General features: G+C 61.9%; 15 protein-coding genes. 9 read left to right on the forward strand and 6 right to left on the reverse strand.

Annotated features, from left to right (window positions below; all coding sequences use genetic code 11):
- Window positions 1-14: 14 nt before the first annotated feature.
- Both AC1DNW_RS29740 and AC1DNW_RS29745 read right to left on the reverse strand, forming a co-directional pair.
- The gene (locus tag AC1DNW_RS29740) at window positions 15-743 is read right to left on the reverse strand and encodes an esterase family protein (protein ID WP_113310049.1); all 729 of its coding nucleotides are present in this window, start codon (window positions 741-743) and stop codon (window positions 15-17) included.
- On the reverse strand, window positions 740-1,705 hold the full coding sequence (locus tag AC1DNW_RS29745; protein WP_477855261.1) for an acetylxylan esterase: 966 nt from the start codon (window positions 1,703-1,705) through the stop codon (window positions 740-742). The genes AC1DNW_RS29740 and AC1DNW_RS29745 overlap by 4 nt, the downstream gene beginning before the upstream one ends.
- Window positions 1,706-1,995: 290 nt before the next feature.
- On the opposite strand from AC1DNW_RS29745, the gene denD reads away from it, so the two are divergent.
- Genes denD through otnC form a run of 3 tightly spaced genes read left to right on the forward strand, consistent with a single transcriptional unit; the run spans window position 1,996 to window position 4,874 of the window.
- Window positions 1,996-2,982: a D-erythronate dehydrogenase gene (gene denD / locus AC1DNW_RS29750; RefSeq protein WP_113310047.1), complete on the forward strand. Its 987-nt coding sequence runs from the start codon at window positions 1,996-1,998 to the stop codon at window positions 2,980-2,982.
- Between the two features lies 1 nt (window position 2,983).
- Window positions 2,984-4,246, forward strand: a complete 1,263-nt coding sequence (otnK, locus tag AC1DNW_RS29755) for a 3-oxo-tetronate kinase (RefSeq protein WP_113301619.1) — start codon at window positions 2,984-2,986, stop codon at window positions 4,244-4,246.
- Complete coding sequence (gene otnC, locus AC1DNW_RS29760; protein ID WP_113310046.1) at window positions 4,239-4,874, forward strand: 3-oxo-tetronate 4-phosphate decarboxylase; 636 nt, start codon at window positions 4,239-4,241, stop codon at window positions 4,872-4,874. Before otnK ends, otnC begins: the two co-directional genes overlap by 8 nt.
- Here otnC and AC1DNW_RS29765 read toward each other — a convergent pair.
- On the reverse strand, window positions 4,871-5,680 hold the full coding sequence (locus AC1DNW_RS29765; protein WP_477855262.1) for an endonuclease/exonuclease/phosphatase family protein: 810 nt from the start codon (window positions 5,678-5,680) through the stop codon (window positions 4,871-4,873). The two genes, otnC and AC1DNW_RS29765, sit on opposite strands and share 4 nt — an antisense overlap.
- Before the next feature lie 70 nt (window positions 5,681-5,750).
- A complete protein-coding gene (locus AC1DNW_RS29770) occupies window positions 5,751-6,665 on the reverse strand; it encodes an SDR family oxidoreductase (protein ID WP_113310045.1) in 915 nt (304 codons plus the stop codon).
- A gap of 103 nt (window positions 6,666-6,768) precedes the next feature.
- On the opposite strand from AC1DNW_RS29770, the gene AC1DNW_RS29775 reads away from it, so the two are divergent.
- From AC1DNW_RS29775 to AC1DNW_RS29785, 3 genes are all read left to right on the forward strand, one after another.
- A complete protein-coding gene (locus tag AC1DNW_RS29775; RefSeq protein ID WP_477855263.1) occupies window positions 6,769-7,338 on the forward strand; it encodes a TetR/AcrR family transcriptional regulator in 570 nt (189 codons plus the stop codon).
- A 96-nt stretch (window positions 7,339-7,434) separates the two neighbouring features.
- Window positions 7,435-8,592, forward strand: a complete 1,158-nt coding sequence (gene ampC / locus AC1DNW_RS29780; RefSeq protein WP_113310043.1) for a class C beta-lactamase — start codon at window positions 7,435-7,437, stop codon at window positions 8,590-8,592.
- A 129-nt stretch (window positions 8,593-8,721) separates the two neighbouring features.
- Complete coding sequence (locus tag AC1DNW_RS29785; protein WP_477855264.1) at window positions 8,722-10,230, forward strand: mechanosensitive ion channel family protein; 1,509 nt, start codon at window positions 8,722-8,724, stop codon at window positions 10,228-10,230.
- Between the two features lie 3 nt (window positions 10,231-10,233).
- Here the strand turns inward: AC1DNW_RS29785 and AC1DNW_RS29790 are convergent, their stop codons facing one another.
- Window positions 10,234-10,728 carry a YcgN family cysteine cluster protein gene (locus tag AC1DNW_RS29790; protein ID WP_113301613.1) on the reverse strand — a complete coding sequence of 165 codons (495 nt, stop codon included), beginning with the start codon at window positions 10,726-10,728 and terminating at the stop codon, window positions 10,234-10,236.
- 185 nt (window positions 10,729-10,913) lie between these two features.
- Here AC1DNW_RS29790 and AC1DNW_RS29795 point away from each other — a divergent pair, with 185 nt between their 5' ends.
- The 3 genes from AC1DNW_RS29795 (at window position 10,914) to AC1DNW_RS29805 (ending at window position 14,356) form a co-directional block, all read left to right on the forward strand.
- On the forward strand, window positions 10,914-13,097 hold the full coding sequence (locus AC1DNW_RS29795; protein ID WP_477855265.1) for a transglycosylase domain-containing protein: 2,184 nt from the start codon (window positions 10,914-10,916) through the stop codon (window positions 13,095-13,097).
- Window positions 13,098-13,227: 130 nt separating this feature from the next.
- On the forward strand, window positions 13,228-13,815 hold the full coding sequence (locus AC1DNW_RS29800) for a DUF1214 domain-containing protein (protein WP_113301611.1): 588 nt from the start codon (window positions 13,228-13,230) through the stop codon (window positions 13,813-13,815).
- Complete coding sequence (locus tag AC1DNW_RS29805) at window positions 13,808-14,356, forward strand: DUF1254 domain-containing protein (RefSeq protein WP_113301610.1); 549 nt, start codon at window positions 13,808-13,810, stop codon at window positions 14,354-14,356. Before AC1DNW_RS29800 ends, AC1DNW_RS29805 begins: the two co-directional genes overlap by 8 nt.
- Before the next feature lie 115 nt (window positions 14,357-14,471).
- Here the strand turns inward: AC1DNW_RS29805 and AC1DNW_RS29810 are convergent, their stop codons facing one another.
- Complete coding sequence (locus AC1DNW_RS29810) at window positions 14,472-14,642, reverse strand: hypothetical protein (RefSeq protein WP_477833279.1); 171 nt, start codon at window positions 14,640-14,642, stop codon at window positions 14,472-14,474.
- Between the last annotated feature and the right edge of the window lie 122 nt (window positions 14,643-14,764).

Raw genomic sequence — 14,764 nt, forward strand, 5'->3', positions numbered from 1 at the left:
CGCCATCCGGCGGCTTAGATATAGAGTGGCGCCATCCGGCGCCAGGCACCCGCGCGGTGCGCCCTGCCATCCCAGAAATGCAGGTGGTGACCGACGCCTTTTTCGGCGAGCAAGCGGCTGAGGTGGCGGTTGTTGTCGAGGAAGGGATCCTCGTTGCCGATGGTCAGCACGATATCGACCTGCCGCAGTTTCTCCAGCCGCCAGTCGCTGGAAAGGCCCGGCAGGAAATGCGTCGGCATGTGGAAATAGACCGTGTCGTCGTAATAGCCGTCGAAGAGATCGGAGAAGGATTCGACGCGCATCGTCAGGTCGTAGCGGCCGGAAAAGGCGACCAGCTTGCGGAAGAGATGCGGGTGGCGGAAGACGAGGCTGGCGGCCTGGAAGGCGCCGAGGCTGCAGCCGTGAACGATGGTGCATTCGTGGCTATTGCGGCTCTCCATGAGCGGCAAAACTTCGTTCAGCACATATTCTTCGAAAGCGATATGGCGGCGGATACGATCGGCCGGATGACGGCCGAAGTTGTAGAAGGTCTCATTTGCTAGGCCCTCGATGCAGAAAAGCTGCAGTTGGCCGGCCTCAAGCTTGTCGGCGAGGCTGGAGACGATGCCGAGATGTTCATATTCCCAAAAGCGCCCCTCCCGCGTTGGGAACATCAGTACTTTGGCGCCGGCATGACCGAACACCAGGAGCTCCATGTCACGATGGAGCCGATCGCTGTACCAGCGCAGATATTCTCGGTTCATAGACCCCTGAAAAACCGCCCGACTCGCTCGCGCAGCGCAGTTTGCTGCGCTGCACTATCAAGATAGTCGAAATGCCCGGTATCCAGGATGAAGATTTCATTAAATTTTGATTTCGGCAGAGCGTTCGCCACCGTGAACTGACAGGGCGGCGCGACAGCCGGATCGAAGAGCGCGACAGCCGCAAGCATCGGCACGGTAATGCGGGTCGCGGCCGTTGCGGCGTCGAAAAGGCGCAGCTTTTCAAAGATCTCGGGATGGGTCTTCGCATAGTCCTGCACCGAATGGGCGCTACCAACTGTCGGCAATGTCAGCCAGAGCTTGCGGTTTCCGAAGGTCGGCACAGTCAGATGACCGCGTATGATCCTGATATCAAAGGGAATGCCGAGCGCACCGATGCCGCCGCCGAAACTGATGCCGCTATAGCCAATATGGCCTGACAGAGCCGGATAAAGCGACAGCAATGCGGACACGGCAACCCAGAGATCCTCGACGCAGCCGCCGATCACGTAATGATCGGGATCGTCAATATCGTGCAGCACGTGCCAGGGCGCTTCCGGCGAGATCGGTGGATGGGCGCTGCGCGACATCCCACGGAAACAGGGAAAGAGGATCGCGGTCTCTTCGACCGGAAGATCGAATTCCGGCTGGTCGCGGCCACCATAACCATGGCCGACGACGAGGCCGCGCTTGACCGCGCCCTTGCGCGGCGTGAGCAGCCAGCCGCCAATGCTGAAGTTATCGGTGGAGGTGTAGACGATATCCCGCACCTGCCAATCCGGATGCGTATCCTTGCTTCCGCTCAATACCGGCTGCGGCTTCACCGCCAGCGCCCTGGCGTAGCGCTTCTGCCAGAAGGCATCGAAGCCCGGCGGCGCCTCCGGCGGGCKGATCGCCCGCAGGTCGGCGAGCGTCATGCCGTAGGTGGGGTCGAAGTCGAAGGGGTATTCTGTCGGGATGCTCATGTCCGTTTGTTGCCGTGAAACCGGCCGTGGAGCAAGCGCCATCGTGGAAAAGCATCCATGCCCGACGCCGCCTTGGGGACCCTGCGGGAACCGAATAGGAGCGAAAGGCCCGGGCGCCAGCTGCCGGTCGATTGAGCTTTCCACCCCACAATCAAACAGGCTCCTCCGCCTGAAATTGCGTGACAGCCCTGCCCGGCTGGTCTTAACTGTAAACGTGCCGTCCATGCCGACTCAGGCGGCGGCGCGTTTTCGGTTGGCGTTCACGTCTTCGGTCGGAGGGACCGCTTCAAATGAAAATCCTTGTTATCGGCGCGGCCGGGATGATCGGCCGCAAGCTCGTCCGTGCTTTGTGCGAGCGCGGGACTTTAAACGGTAAATCCATCGGCTCGCTGGTGCTGGCGGATGTCTTTGTACCCGAAAAACCTGAATTCGCCGGCACGGTTGAGACCCTTGCAGCGGACCTGTCGCTGCCGGGAACGGCCGAACAGCTTGTCGCGCACCGGCCGGACCTGATCTTCCATCTTGCGGCCATCGTCTCCGGCGAGGCGGAAGCGGATTTCGAGAAGGGCTACCGCGTCAATCTCGACGGCACGCGCTACCTGCTCGAAGCAATCCGGCTTGCCGAACAGCCCTATTGCCCGAAGCTCGTCTTCACCTCTTCCATCGCCGTCTTCGGCGAGCCGCTGCCGCAGGTCATCGGTGACACGCATCATCTGACGCCGCTCACCAGCTACGGCACGCAGAAGGCGATCGGCGAACTGCTGCTTGCCGATTATTCGCGGCGCGGCTTCCTCGACGGCGTCGGCATTCGCCTGCCGACCATCACCGTCCGCCCCGGCAAGCCGAACCGGGCTGCCTCCGGCTTCTTCTCCAGCATCCTGCGCGAGCCGCTGATCGGCCAGGAGGCCGTGCTGCCGGTCGATGAAAGCGTGCGCCACTGGTTTGCGAGCCCACGCGCGGCAATCCGCTTCCTTCTCACGGCTGCCGAACTCGACACCGCCCCACTCGGCCAGATCCGCACGCTGACCATGCCGGGATTGGCCGCCACCGTCGGCGAGGAGATCGAAGCGCTCCGGCGCGTCGCTGGCGAAAACGCGGTCAAGCTGATCCGCCGCGAACCGGATGCTGATATCGCCAGAATCGTTGCCGGCTGGCCGCAGAGTTTCGATGCCAGCCGCGCCCTTTCGCTCGGCTTCACAGCCGAGACATCCTTTGACGACATCATCCGCGTCCATATCGAGGACGAATTGAACAACAGACCGCCGGAGCCCGCCTGACATGCTGCTTGGAGCCATTGCCGACGATTTCACCGGCGCCAGCGATCTTGCCAACACCCTTGCCCGAGGCGGCATGTCAACGATGCAGTTCGTCGGGCCCGGCCGCGGCAAGGTGAATTGCGAAGCCGGGGTCGTGGCGCTGAAGACGCGCTCGGCATCGGTCGACGACGCAGTATGGCAATCGATGGACGCGGCGCGCTGGCTGCTGGATCAGGGCTGCGAGCAGATCTTCTTCAAATATTGCTCGACCTTCGATTCCACGCCGGAGGGGAATATCGGCCCGGTGGCGGAAGCGTTGCAGCGGCTGACGGGCGCCAATGTCACGGTCGTCTGCCCGGCCTTTCCGGCGACCGGCCGGCGGGTTTTCATGGGCCACCTCTTCGTCAAGGACAAGCTGCTCAGCGAATCCGGCATGGAGAACCATCCGCTGACGCCGATGACCGATCCTGACATCCGCCGCTGGCTGCGGCTGCAGACGCGCGGTGGCGTCGGCAGCATCACGCTCGATACGGTGCGCGAAGGCTCGGTCGCAATCCGCAGCCGCCTGCGCGACGAACTGACCGATGGCAACCGCCTCGTCGTCGTCGATGCTATCGAGGATGCCGACCTGCTGACGATCGGCGAGGCCGTGATCGACCATGAGTTGGTCACCGGCGGGTCGGGGCTGGCCCAGGGGCTGGTGCGCAATTTCGCCAAGCGCGGCAAACTATCAGGCGTTCCCGCCGAGGTGCCTGTGGTCAGCGGACCGGGCGTCATCCTGTGCGGCTCCTGCTCGCTCGCCTCGCAGAACCAGGTTGCCTGCCACCTGCAGAACCATCCGGGCCTTTCCATCGATCCCGCAGCCATCGTGCGCGGCACCATGTCGGTAGAGCAGGCCGCCCGCTGGGTGGCCTCCAACGCAGCTGACAATCCGATCGTCTATTCCACCACCTCGCCCGATGTCGTGAGCTTCGTACAGCAGCGCTTCGGCCGCGAGGAATCGGCGAAGATACTTGAGGATTTCTTCGGCGGTCTCGCCAAGCGGCTCGCCGATTCCGGTACGCGCCAGATCGTCGTCGGCGGCGGCGAAACCTCCGGTGCCGTCGTGGAAGCGCTCGGCCTCAAGCATATGATCATCGGTGGGGAGATCGATCCCGGCGTACCGGTTCTGGTATCCGAGCGTGGCCGGCCGATGCGGCCGATCGGGCTGGCGCTAAAGAGCGGCAATTTCGGCTCGCCCGATTTCTTCGCCAAGGCGCTGGACAGGATTGCCGGCCATGCATGAAACGGCGCTGCGGGAAGCCATCGTCCGCTGGGGAAAATCGCTCTTCGAGCGGGGCCTGACGGCCGGTTCATCCGGCAATATTTCGGTTCGCACCGCCGACGGCTATCTTGCGACGCCGACCAATTCCTGCCTCGGCTTTCTCGATGCCGAGCGGCTTTCGAAGCTCGACAGCGACGGCAAGCACCTCTCGGGCGATGCGCCGACCAAGGAACTGCCGCTGCATTTTTCCTTCTATGAGAAACGGCCGCAGACGGGCGCCGTGGTGCACCTGCATTCCACCTATGCGACCGCCCTTTCCTGCCTTGCCGATACCGATCCCAACGATGCCATTCCGCCGCTGACGCCCTATGTGGTGATGCGCGTCGGCAAGGTGCCGGTCGTGCCCTATACGCGGCCGGGCTCGACTGATGTGAAGCCGCTGATTGCTGAAATCGCCGGCGAACATAGCGCGGTGCTGCTGGAAAACCATGGGCCGATCGTTTCGGCTGCCACTCTCGATTCCGCTGTCTTCGCGATCGAAGAGCTGGAAGAGGCAGCGAAGCTTTCGATCATTACGCGCGGCATGAAGGTGCGACAGCTCAATGCCGAGCAGATCGCCGACCTGGAGAAATACTTCAAGCTGCGTTAGGCCAGATCAATCAGAAGAGCCCGGTGATCGGAAACTTCGGGCGCTTCCACCACTTCGAAGCGTTCCACCACGACCTCCGGCGTCACCAGCAAGTAATCGGCAAAGCGCCCTTCCTTCGGATAGAGCGAGGTGCGGGTATCGTTAAACCCCCTGCCGGTGACGAGATCGTTGAGGCCGAGGCGGCCGAGCTTCTCGAAGGTGGTGCTATCAGGCAGCACGTTGAAATCGCCGCAGACGACAAGTCGTTCATTGCCCGGCCAGACGCGTTCGATCAGCTCGAGAAGCGCATCCGCCTGCGCATGGCGAGCTGGAATATCGCCCTTGCCCGCGGGATCACGCAGGCCGTGGAGCTGGGCGATGGTGATGGAAAAGCCGCCGGTATAATCGAACAGGCGAATGCAATGGGCATTGCGGGAACGCGGATGCTCACCCCAGCCATTGGACGAGAAACCGCCATGGATGAAGTCCGCCGCCTGGCCGATGACTGCATGCGACTTGCGCACGAAGGTGGCGATGCCGAATTCGGTCGGGAAGACCGCCTCGGCGTGGAAGAGATCGCCCCGCGCAAAGGGGCAGAAGAAGCCATCATGACCAGGGAGAACGGCGGCAATCTCGTCATAGAGATGGGCGCGCTGCGGCAGCACTACACCGCCGTCGCGATATTCCAGCCATTCCGGCGTACCGGGCGCTGAACGCACCACCTCCTGCAGGCAGAAGATGTCGGCGTCCGCGTGGGCGAGATAGTCGATCAGCGGCGCGTGGATGCTGCCGCCCCAGGCATTCAATGAAATGATACGCAAAGCCATCCGAGCTCCCTGTTCGCCAGGAGACTAGCAGATTCGCCTAGGGATCAATCCTCAACGGCAGCGCGCCAGATCACCGATAGCCGGTGTCATCCGCCGGCTTGCCGGGTTCCTGCACCTCGGCGAGGTAACGCCAGCAATCCGGCCGCGTGCCATCGAGATCGTTGAAACCGTAATCTTCGGCCAGCTGGAAGCTTGAAAGCGACTGGCCGTTCCATCTGCTGCGGTCGGGATCGGCGGCGAGTGCGGCAACTGCCCGGCCGGTGAAACGCGGCGTTTCCGAGATGACGAAATGCGGCTGGACTTTTGTACCGTCACGCCAGTTTTCTTCCTTAACTCCATAGATTTCCAGCATCATTTCCGAGCGCATCCAGCCGGGCGAAAGCGAGACTGATGTGGCGCCATGGGGTGCGAGATCATTGGCGTGCGCCCAGGCCATGCGGTTGGTGCCCGTCTTKACGAGGTCGTAATAAGGGCAGAGCCGGTAATGGGTGGCGTTGTAGTCTGCCGTGCCGTCGGTCATTTCCACCAGCAGGCCGCCCGGCTTTTCGATCATCAGCGCCAGAGCGTAATGGGCGGTGATGAAATGCGTGTCGATCGCAAGCCGCAGCATGCGCAGGCCCTTGTCGAGCGAATGTTCCCAGACGGGCTTGTCCCATTCCGTCAGATGCTCGCCGCCCCAGATATCGTTGACGAGGATGTCCAGCCTGCCCTCCTCCGCACGGATGCGGGCAACCAGCGCTTCGACCTGTTCGGGGACCAGGTGGTCCACCTGCACGGCAATGCCGCGCCCGCCGGCCGCACTCACGAGCTCGGCAGTTTCCTCGATGGTTTCGGGCCGACCATATTCGGATTGCTGCGCGCGGGTCGTGCGGCCGGTCACATAGACCGTCGCGCCTGCAGCGCCCAGTTCTACTGCGATGCCGCGGCCGGCGCCGCGCGTTCCGCCCGCAACGAGTGCCACCTTTTCCTTCACATCCGCTGTCACTTCACTGTCCTCCCCGCTAGAAACATCTGATCGGTTTAACCGGCTTGCTTGCATATAAACGAACGTTCGTTCATAAATATGGCGAATGCAAGAGGAAAATTTCATGCCGCGTCCGCGCACCCTTTCTGATGAACAACTGCTTTCGATGGTTCTGGAGGTGATCCAGTCCGAGGGGCCGGAGGCGGCGACCTTTGCCGCGGTCTMGAAAGCAAGCGGTCTCTCTGGCTCGACGCTGGTGCAGCGTTTCACCACAAAGGCCGGAATGCTGCGTGCCGCCCTGCTTCATGCCTGGGACCGGCTGGATGCGGAAACGGCACGGCTTGCAAATCATGTGGCGAAGACGCCGGAGGGTGGCATCGCACTACTGACCGGCCTTTCGCAGGATTATGGAGACAATCCCGCCTCTTACGCCGAAGGGCTGATGCTTCTGCAGGAGGATTTCCGCGATCCGGTGCTGCGTGCCCGCGGTGCGGCCTGGGGTGCGACGTTGACGGCAGCGCTTGCCGAGCGTTTCAGTCAACGGAAGGACGCTGAAACCATTGCCCGGCTGATGCTATCGCAATGGCAGGGATCGCTCCTCTGGTGGGGCTTTTCCGCCGAAGGCGCCGTCGCCGACTATGTGGAGCGGGAGCTGCGGCTCTTTCTTGCCGCCCTCGAGCCCCAAAAAAACTAGGGTCTCCTGCGAGTTCTTATCGTTTGTGAAGGGGCAAAAAGGCGGGCTATCGACCGTGCACCGGAAATTTTCCGGACGCACAAAGGGGAAATACCCATGAAGATCAGACACTGCCTTATCGCTCTCGCCTTGTCGGCTAGCCCGCTTCATGCAGCGGGCATGACGGATACGGCGTTCCGGGAGATAGCAGGTCGCATTTTTCAGCCCGTGATCAAGGAATACGACATTCCGGGACTGGCAGTCGGTGTCACGATCAACGGCTCCGAATTCTATTACACTTACGGCGAAGCCTCGCGCGAGACGAAAGCGCCCGTCACCAGCGACACTATCTTCGAGCTCGGCTCGGTCAGCAAAATTTTTAATGTCACGCTTGCCGCACTTGCCGAGCAACGTGGTCTGCTGTCCCTTGACCAGCCGGTCTCGACCTACCTGCCGGAACTGAAGGGGAGCGCCTTCGACAAGATCACGCTCGTCAATCTCGCCACGCATACGTCAGGCGGTCTGCCGTTGCAGGTGCCTGATAGCGTGACTGATGATGCCGAGTTGATGGCCTACCTTAAGAGCTGGAAGCCGGCCTACGAGGCGGGCACCATGCGCTCCTACTCCAATGTCAGCATCGGCCTTCTCGGGCGTATCGCCGGAGAGCGCCTCGGCGGTACTTACAAGCAGGCGGTCGAAGGGCAGCTGTTCCCCGCCCTCGGCCTGAAAAGCACCTTCATCGCGGTTCCGCCTGATGCCATGGACCGCTACGCTTTCGGCTATGCCAAGGCCAACAAGCCGATCCGCGTCGGACCCGGCGTCCTCGGCGACGAGGCCTACGGCATCAAGACCACGGCCCGCGACATGGTGCATCTGATGGAACTCAACTTGAAGCCGGATACCCTGGCGCCCGAATTGGCGGCCACGATCGAGAAGACGCATACGGGTTATTTCGATACGGCTTCCTACACGCAGGACATGATCTGGGAGCAATATGCCTGGCCCGTCGCGCTCAAGCAGCTTCTCGACGGCAACTCCTCCAAGATGAGCCTGGAAAGCCAGCCGGTCAAAAAGCGGGCGAAGCCGCTTGCGCCGCAGAAGGCGGTACTGATGAACAAGACCGGATCGACGAACGGCTTCGGCGCCTATGTCGTGCTGGTGCCGAAGGCGCATATCGGCCTCACGGTGTTGGCAAACAGGAACTATCCAAATAGCGCCCGCGCCGAAGCAGGGCTGAAGCTCATCCAGGCGCTGGAGGCATACACAGCGAAATAACCGCCAGGTGTCCGGTCGCAGCAGAGGGAGTGACAGGCGCCAGCGGTCACTCCCTATCCATTCGTGCTGGAGGACAGGTCTTCTTCATCCGTGATATAGGGTCGAACATCCCCAATCAGGATGGAATGCATGTCATCGCATATGCTGGCAGATCCGCTGTTTCAGTTTGTTGTCCTCGTTCTGCTCAGTACCGTGGCACGGGTCATCTTCGGACGAAATCCGACTTTCCGACTAATTGCCAATATCATCTTCTTCGCGCTGCTGACGCTGCTGCTCGTAGAGCACGAGATTGCGCCCTATACGTCTGACATGGGCGATGCCACGGATCTTTTCCGGCGCGTTTTCGTCGGGGTCGCCAAGGCCGTCTGGTGGATCGGCGGCGCGATGGTGCTGGCGAGTTCGGTGCGGCTCTTCCTGATTTTCGAGCGCAAACCGCGCGARGGACGCCTGCTGCAGGATCTCGTCGTCGCCATCGTCTATCTCGGCGCCGGGCTTTCGGTCGTAGCTTACGTCTTCGGCGTACCGATCGGCACGCTGATTGCTACATCGGGTGTCTTCGCCATCGTGCTCGGCCTGGCGTTGCAGAGCACGCTGAACGACGTCTTCTCGGGCATCGCGCTCAATCTCGGCCGGCATTACAGCGTCGGCGATTGGATCGTCCTCGACGACGGCGTGCAGGGCCGCGTGGTGGAGACGAACTGGCGCTCCACCCATCTCCTGAACGGCACCAACGACCTCGTCATCGTTCCGAACAGCGCGCTCGCCAAGGCACGGCTGACGAACCTGACGAGCCCCGAAGAAGCCCATGGCGTCTCGCTGAAGATCCGGCTTGCTCCCTCGATCTCGCCGGCGACCATCGAAGAGACGATGCGCACGGTGCTTTTGAGCAGCAACGCCATTCTGAAATCCCCTACCCCTGTTGTCAGCATCACGGGGCTGGACAGCAATGCCGTCGAGTTCGAACTCTCCTTCCGCGTCTCCGGATTGGGCGAAGCGACCGCCGCCCGCAACGAAGTCTACGATCTGGTCTATCGTCATGCCAAGGCGGCAGGCCTGCAGCTTGCGCCACCGGCCGGCTCGCCGGTTCCCCCGGTTGCCGATCCGCTGGAAGCGGCCGGAAAGCACCCGAATTCGGCCTGGCGGCTGCTGAACGCCATCGCGCTCTTTTCAACGCTGAYGGAAGACGAAAAGGAGTCGCTTGCGACCGACATGAAACGGCTGAACTTCCGCAAGGATGCGCTGATCGCGACGCAGGACACCTCGCTGACCTCCCTGATGATCGTGCGGCGCGGCGTTGCCGTCGTGGAACGGATCGAGGGCAACGAGATCATCGAACTCGCCAGAATTGCGCCCGGCGACCTCTTCGGGGAACGCGGCGTGCTGATGGGTGCGCTCGAGCCGGCCAATATCCGCGCCCTGACATCCGTCATCGTCTACGAGATCGCCAAGGACCACCTCGCCGCGATCATGCAGCAGCGTCCGGCGCTTGCCGAAGAACTCGGACTGCTGCTATCGCGCCGTATCGAATCCGAGAAACATCACTTCAGTGCCGGCGTATCGGCGGAAGGCAGCCATCCGACGACGCTGACGACGCGCATAAGGCATCTGTTCCAGATCCCCCATGGCACCTGGCCATAGCGGTCAGCCGGCCTTCTCCTCGGCTTCCCGGGTTCTTTCGGCGTCCTCTCCGACCGTCAGCGGCCAGTCAACGACATAATCCTCGAAATCCTCGACATCGACATCGTTTTCGCTGATGGTTCGGCCGCGGGCTGAAATGCCGGCAGCGTGGACGGTTTCCGGATCGCCAGATACCAATGGGTGCCACCAATAGAGATCTCGGCCCTCATTGACGAGGCGATAGCCGCAGGTCGGCGGCAGCCATGCGATCTCGGAGACGTTCTCCTTGGTGAGCTGGACGCAATCCGGCACGAAATCCCAGCGGTTCGGATAGCTGGAGCAGCGACAGCTGTCGCTGTCGAGCAGCTTGCAACGGACCGAGGTAAAATAGACGTCGCCGCTATCCCATTCCTCGATCTTGTTGAGACAACAGAGGCCGCAACCGTCGCAGAGGCTTTCCCACTCCTCGGCATTCATTTCGGCGAGCGTCTTGCGCTTCCAGAAGGGCAGATCGTTCATCACTCGTTTCTTGCAACAGCCGCCCGCAAATTCGCGTGACGACCGTTCAACTCTCTTGTTCTTGTCCGCGAAATCAACCAATTATTCAACATGCTCCGGCTATCCGGAGAGTCGCGGCCCCTTTCAGGCCCCGCTCCTGCGTCCGGTTCACGGCCGCCGAGCGTGCTCAGGCGGGAATATAGGACGTGCAGGATCCGGACAACCCAAATGTTGGGCCAGACGAGCCCGAAAACGGGCAAGGCAAGAAGCCACAGAAGCAGCAGTCGAAAAACCGACACCTGTTGCTGCGCATCGATTCATGGATCGACTCGACCGTCTGGAACGCCGGCTTCCGCGCCGCCGAGATCTGGGAAGACACCACCATTTTCTTCCGCCGCTTCCGTGTCCGCGGCTGGAAACGTGCCGTATTCGAACTCGCCGGCGAAGGGCTGACGCTCGGCGCCGTCGGCTTCGTGCTGATGCTGGCGCTTGCCCAGCCGGCTTTCGAATCCACCAAGGAAGACTGGCGCAACCGCGGCGATTTCGCCGTGACCTTCCTCGACCGCTACGGCAACGTCATCGGCCATCGCGGCGTCATCCACCAGAATTCCGTGCCGATCGACGAATTACCGGATTCGCTGATCAAATCCGTCATCGCCACCGAGGACCGGCGCTTCTTCGACCATTTCGGCATCGACGCTATCGGCCTGTTCCGCGCCATGGTCACCAATGCCCAGGCCGGCGAAGTCGTCCAGGGCGGCTCGACACTGACGCAACAGCTCGCCAAGAACCTGTTCCTCTCCAACGAGCGCTCGATCGACCGCAAGATCACCGAGGCATTTCTAGCACTATGGCTGGAGGCCAACCTCTCCAAGAAAGAGATCCTCGCGACCTATCTCGACCGCGCCTATATGGGCGGCGGCACATTCGGTGCTGCTGCTGCGGCGCAATTCTATTTCGGCAAGAACATCACCGACGTGAACCTTGCCGAATCCGCCATGCTCGCCGGTCTCTTCAAGGCGCCGGCCAAATATGCCCCGCATGTGAACCTGCCTGCCGCGCGTGCCCGCGCCAACGAGGTGCTGACCAATCTCGTCCAGAGCGGGCTGATGACCGAGGGGCAGGTGATCGCCGCCCGGCGCAATCCCGCCACTGTCRTCGACCGCAACGAGGTGGAATCGCCCGACTTCTTCCTCGACTGGGCCTTCGACGAGGTGCAGCGCCTTTCGCCCCGCTTCCACCAGCGCTCGCTGATCGTGCGCACCACGATCKACATGGGCATCCAGCAGGCGGCGGATGATTCCGTCGAGACATCGCTGCGCGAATATGGCGAGGCCTATCACGCCAAGCAGGGCGCGATGGTGATGATCGAAAACGGCGGGGCCGTGCGCGCCATGGTCGGCGGACGCGATTATGGCGAGAGCCAGTTCAACCGCGCCACCAGGGCGCTGCGCCAGCCGGGCTCCTCCTTCAAGGTCTATACCTATTCGGTGGCCATGGAGAGCGGGATGACGCCGAAGACGACGATCATCGACGCGCCCATCTCCTGGGGCAACTGGAGCCCGCACAATTACGCAAACCGTTATGCCGGGCGTATCACGCTGGAAACCGCGGTCGCCCAGTCGATCAATACCATTCCGGTGCGTCTCGCCAAGGAAAAGCTCGGCATTCAACCGATCCGCGCCATGGCCAAGGCCATGGGCGTCGAAACGCCGATCCGCGACGACGTGACGATCCCGATCGGCACGTCCGAAGTGACAGTGCTCGACCAGGCAACGGCCTATGCCGTTTTCCCAACCGGCGGCTACCAGTCGCGCCGCCACGGGATCACGCAGATCCTCGATTACGATGGCGACGTTCTCTACGATTTCGATCATGACGAACCGCCCGCCCAACGGGTGCTTTCCGAACAGGCCGACAGCTACATGAACCAGATGCTGTCGCGGGTGCCCTATGTGGGTACGGCGCGCAAAGCGGCGCTGGACAACGGCGTCGTCACCGCGGGCAAGACGGGCACGACGCAGGCCTATCGCGATGCCTGGTTCGTAGGCTTCACCGGCAACTACACCTGCGCCGTCTGGTTCGGGAACGACGACTACACGTCGACCAACGAGATGACCGGCGGCTCGCTGCCCGCCATGACCTTCAAGCGCGCCATGGACTATGCCCATCAGGGCGTTACGCTGCGCCCGATTCCCGGMATCGAAAACCCGCTGCCATCCGAAAAGGATGTCGCCAAGGCGCAGGCCAACAAGCCGAAAGACGGCACGCCGACCCTCGTCCGCCCGCGGATGCTCTCGGTGCAATCGACCGACATTCTCAAGGGCATCGGCGAAAAGCTGAAGGATGCCGCGCCGCTCGAGGTACAGAAGGTGGCAAGCGCGGATTGATACTTCCCCTTTTTTGGCAAACCGGCATGACTGGTTCGCCAAGACATGGGGGACACAGCGTCCGATGGCATTCCACCCTGCCAGAATCAGTGGTAACCCTTTCAACTGATTTGATCTTCAAGGGCGCAAGGTGTTTCGGTTTCCCCTTTTCATCCTGGTCACGCTGATCGTCGCCTTCGGCGGCGGCATCATGATTTCGCTTTATGCGCTGGATGCGACGCAGGGGTTCGGGGCGATCAAGCTCGGCGCCTGGGAAGCCTTTCCGGAGCTCCAGACCGTCGACGCGGACCCCTATGCGAAGTCGCACCGTGCGCGCGCCGGCAAGCTGCTCTATGGCAGCGCCGAAGGCCTGACCTTTACGGCAAGCGTGGACGACAGCGGCGAGCGGCTGAATGCCGCCTGCCACTACCGCATCACCGGCCAGACGCCGCCGGCGCGGCTGTGGACGCTGTTTACTGCCGACAACGCCGGCAACCCCGCCTCGCTGCAGCAGACCCTGCCGGCCGCTTTGAATTCATGGACGGTGCTGCGCCAGCCAGACAGCGGCTTCACCATCGACATCTCGCCACATGCCCAGCCCGGCAACTGGCTGGCGCTGCCGAGGGCTGGCACGTTCCGGCTGGTGCTGACGCTGTTCGACACGCCAACGGCGGGCAGCTCCGGGGTGATCGACCTCTCCATGCCAAAGCTCACCAAGATCGGGTGCGGCAATGCTTAGAGTGTTCTTCGCCGTCATAACGGGGCTTTTCGGCGCAGCCCTTCTGCACCTCGTCATCATTCTCGCACTGCCGCATTTCACCGGGCGCGATGCCGCAACGCGGGTGGAGGCCGAAGGCGATCCCAACAATTTTTATCTTCTGACCAGCCGCTATGACGAGGCGGGGCTCGCCAATGGCGATCCTTTCGTGCGCACTGCCGTCTGTTCCTTCGATGTGGGCGAAGCGCCGGTGCATTTCATCGCCAAGGGCAATGTGCCCTTCTGGTCCATCGCGATTTATGACAGCGCCTCTAACGAGGTCTTCAGCATGAACGATCGCACCTCCGTCGGTGGCGCGCTCGACGTTCTCGCAGCAAGCCCGATCCAGCTGACCGACCTGCGCAAGAACCTGCCGCAGGAACTGCAGCAGACGATCCTGGTGGAGATGGCGCATTCCGAGGGCTATGCGGTCCTGCGCACGCTGGCGCCGCAGGCAAGCTTTGACGAGGCCGCGCGAGCCTTTCTGACGGAAGCGGGCTGCGACGAACTCGAGGCCCGCTAAAGCATGTCGCGCAAAAGTGTACATCGGTTTTACGATAACGACATGCGTCAAACAAGGACTTAAAGGGCGGTAGCCGATCTCGAAGATCGCGACAAACTTTAAGTTGTTTTCCGATTTACTTGTTCTTGACACGCGGCGCAGAATGCGCCGGATTTTTCTTCGGGGTTTCGACGATCCGTTCGTAACGGACGCCGGTGAACCAGAGGATTTTTGCTTCGCGGGGCTCCTTGCCCGTGCGGCGCGGCTCCTCACGCAACCGGTCCGCCAATGCGACTACAATTGCCATTCTCGTCTCCATGCACTGCCCGAGACGGATGAACTTGCGATGGATTTCACCCTGCCCGCCATGCTGCGGGCCAGCGCGTCCTCAAGCGCCGGATGAACCGGACCGAGGGCATTCGCGCCTTT

It is taken from the genome of Rhizobium sp. 05L429 (assembly GCF_056397645.1).

Bases quoted from the DNA above. Each gene is read 5' to 3' on its own strand.
- AC1DNW_RS29740 (WP_113310049.1), bottom strand. From the start codon at position 743: ATGAACCGAGAATATCTGCGCTGGTACAGCGATCGGCTCCATCGTGAC.
- AC1DNW_RS29810 (WP_477833279.1), bottom strand. From the start codon at position 14,642: ATGGCAATTGTAGTCGCATTGGCGGACCGGTTGCGTGAGGAGCCGCGC.
- AC1DNW_RS29805 (WP_113301610.1), top strand. From the start codon at position 13,808: ATGCTTAGAGTGTTCTTCGCCGTCATAACGGGGCTTTTCGGCGCAGCC.
- denD (WP_113310047.1), top strand. From the start codon at position 1,996: ATGAAAATCCTTGTTATCGGCGCGGCCGGGATGATCGGCCGCAAGCTC.
- AC1DNW_RS29765 (WP_477855262.1), bottom strand. From the start codon at position 5,680: ATGGCTTTGCGTATCATTTCATTGAATGCCTGGGGCGGCAGCATCCAC.
- otnC (WP_113310046.1), top strand. From the start codon at position 4,239: ATGCATGAAACGGCGCTGCGGGAAGCCATCGTCCGCTGGGGAAAATCG.
- otnK (WP_113301619.1), top strand. From the start codon at position 2,984: ATGCTGCTTGGAGCCATTGCCGACGATTTCACCGGCGCCAGCGATCTT.
- ampC (WP_113310043.1), top strand. From the start codon at position 7,435: ATGAAGATCAGACACTGCCTTATCGCTCTCGCCTTGTCGGCTAGCCCG.
- AC1DNW_RS29790 (WP_113301613.1), bottom strand. From the start codon at position 10,728: ATGAACGATCTGCCCTTCTGGAAGCGCAAGACGCTCGCCGAAATGAAT.